General features: G+C 41.7%; 3 protein-coding genes. All 3 read left to right on the top strand.

Annotated elements, in window-relative coordinates; translation table 11 throughout:
- Positions 1–967, top strand: a 967-nt coding sequence (locus tag VE944_RS04875) for a carotenoid oxygenase family protein (RefSeq protein ID WP_324973110.1), incomplete at its 5' end; no start/stop codon positions are given.
- Positions 968–1108: 141 nt separating this feature from the next.
- Complete coding sequence (locus VE944_RS04880; RefSeq protein ID WP_324973112.1) at positions 1109–1690, top strand: Uma2 family endonuclease; 582 nt, start codon at positions 1109–1111, stop codon at positions 1688–1690.
- Positions 1691–2051: 361 nt separating this feature from the next.
- Positions 2052–2977: MiaB/RimO family radical SAM methylthiotransferase (locus tag VE944_RS04885; protein ID WP_324973114.1), on the top strand; the 926-nt coding region annotated here is incomplete at its 3' end.

Genomic DNA, 2977 nt, shown 5'->3' on the forward strand with positions numbered 1-2977 from the left:
GGGCGAAGATGATTTAGGGGGGTTAACTAAAGGATTAAGCTATTCTGCACATTATAAGCGTGACAAGCAAACAGGGGAGATTTTTAACTTTGGCATCAGCCCTGGACAAAATGCGACGCTTAATATTTACAAAAGCGATTCGACTGGCCGGATTATCCAACAAGCCGCATACCAGCTAGATGGTATACCATTCGTGCATGATTTTGTTTTAGCAGGGCAGTATCTTGTATTTTTCCTTCCGCCAGTGCGGTTGAATGTCTTACCCCTGCTAATAGGGATAAACAACTATAGTGATTCGCTAGAGTGGCAACCTAGATTAGGAACTCAGATTTTAGTTATCGATCGAGAAACGCTATCTGTGGTGAGTCGTGGAGAAACCCAACCTTGGTTCCAATGGCATTTTGGTAACGGTTATGTAGATGCTAGCGGCTCAGTGATTGTGGATATGGCCCGTTATGAAGATTTTCAAACTAACCAATATCTCAAGGAAGTAGCTACAGGTGAAACTCACACCCCAGCTAAAAGTACATTAACACGAGTTCATCTGCATCCCCAAACTGGCAAAGTTACGTCAATTCAGCAACTATTCAACGAACACTGCGAATTTCCGAATGTACCACAGCAAAACGTGGGGCAACCTTCCCGGTACACATATATGTCAAAATCTCGTTCAGGAACAGATATTAGCCAAGAAATATTAAATGCGATCGCCCGCTTCGATAACAAAACCGAAACCCTCACCGAAGCAGACTTAGGAGAAAACCGTTATCCTTCAGAACCCATCCACGCGCAAGACACCCAAAACCCTGCACTAGCTTGGGTGCTAACTGTTGTCTACGATGCTAATTCTCGTAGTAGCGAAGTTTGGATATTTGATAGCGATCGCCTGGATGCCGAACCAGTTTGCAAACTAGGATTACCCAGCGTCATACCCCACAGCTTCCACGGTACTTGGAACCCAGCCTAACAAACCCTCTGCGTTACCTCTGCGTTTCCCTTAGCGTTCCTCTGCGTTAAAAAACAACGCTACAGTAAAAACGAATAGCATTGATTGGACTTAATCGCATCTGGTCAATGCAAAATCAAAAATACCAAAAAATCTTGCCCTATGCAAATACAAGAAAAACGCGACTATTCTCCCATAGAATACCTAGAGCTAGAAGTCATTTCCGAGTATCGTCATGAATATATAGATGGTCAAATTATACCCATGACAGGTGGAACACCAAATCACAACCAAATAGCTCTTAATCTGAGTGCAACCCTGAATTTTGCTTTGAAGCGGCAACCTTATCGAGTATTCGTGGCTGATCAACGTCTATGGATTCCCAAAAAGCGAATTCATACATATCCTGATGTCATGGTTGTTGCAGGTTCATTAGAATTTTCTGAGGGACGTAAAGATACAATTACTAATCCCTTAATGATTTGTGAAGTACTATCCAAATCTACCAGAAGCTATGACATAGATGAAAAATTTGCGGCTTATCGCACCATCCCTAGTTTTCAAGAATATGTTCTGATTGATCAGTACAAAAATCATGTAGAGCAATATTATAAAACTGAGGAAAAAAAATGGATTTTCTCAGAGTATGAAGAAGAGAGTAATATTATAACACTATCCTCTATTCAATTTCAAATTCCTCTATCAAATATTTATGATAAAGTTGACTTTGAGGCTCAAGAATAATCTCACTCTAACTGGTTAACTAAGCAACAACGGAAATATCAGCATTTATCACTGATAAGTCTATTATTATGTATATAAATTTGCAAAAAACTGCATTGAAATTTATCTAATCTCCGCCAAAATTTCCATAATAAAAACATTGCTTTGTAGTAGTGTACCCCTTTAGGGATCTTGCTATGCATAACGTTTCGTAAAGAGGGTTACGCGAACAAAAGCAGGACTTTAGTCCTGACTACAAACATTTTTATTTACAGATGAATGGACTACGGCTGAGACGGCGAGTAAAAAAGAGACACTGCGTTACGCGGGTTAGAATAGAAATAAACCTTATATACATTACGCTAATTAAGCAGAATTGCTCATGACCACTTCTAAACGCCACTACCACATCACTACCTTTGGTTGTCAGATGAATAAAGCTGACTCAGAACGCATGGCTGGCGTTTTGGAAGACATGGGCTTTGAATGGTCAGAAGATCCCAATAATGCAGATGTGATTCTCTACAATACTTGCACAATTCGGGATAATGCCGAGCAAAAGGTATATTCCTACCTTGGCAGACAAGCGAAGCGCAAACATGAAAAACCTGATTTAACTCTCATTGTTGCTGGTTGTGTTGCCCAGCAAGAAGGTGAAGCGCTATTGCGGCGAGTCCCAGAATTAGACTTGGTAATGGGGCCACAACACGCTAACCGCCTCAAAGATTTGCTGGAGTCAGTCTTTGACGGCAACCAAGTTGTCGCCACCGAGTCAGTTCATATTATTGAAGATATCACTCAGCCGCGACGGGATAGTAAAGTAACAGCTTGGGTAAATGTAATTTACGGCTGTAACGAACGCTGCACTTACTGTGTAGTTCCCAATGTGCGCGGTGTTGAACAATCTCGCACACCCTCAGCTATCCGGGCTGAAATGGAAGAATTAGGACGGCAAGGTTACAAGGAAATTACTCTACTTGGTCAAAATATTGACGCTTACGGCAGAGATTTGCCGGGAGCAACAGCAGAAGGACGGCATCTGCACAACTTCACAGATTTACTTTATTACGTCCATGATGTACCGGGGATTGAAAGGCTAAGATTTGCTACTAGCCATCCCCGTTATTTTACAGAGAGATTAATTAAGGCTTGTGCTGAGTTGCCCAAAGTCTGCAAACACTTCCACATTCCCTTTCAATCTGGAGATAATGAACTTTTAAAGGCGATGGCGCGGGGTTATACCCATGAAAAATATCGCCGGATTATCGATACCATTCGGCGGTATATGCCAGATGCTTCCATTAGTGC

This window comes from Nostoc sp., from assembly GCF_035638895.1.
Lineage (GTDB): Bacteria > Cyanobacteriota > Cyanobacteriia > Cyanobacteriales > Nostocaceae > Nostoc.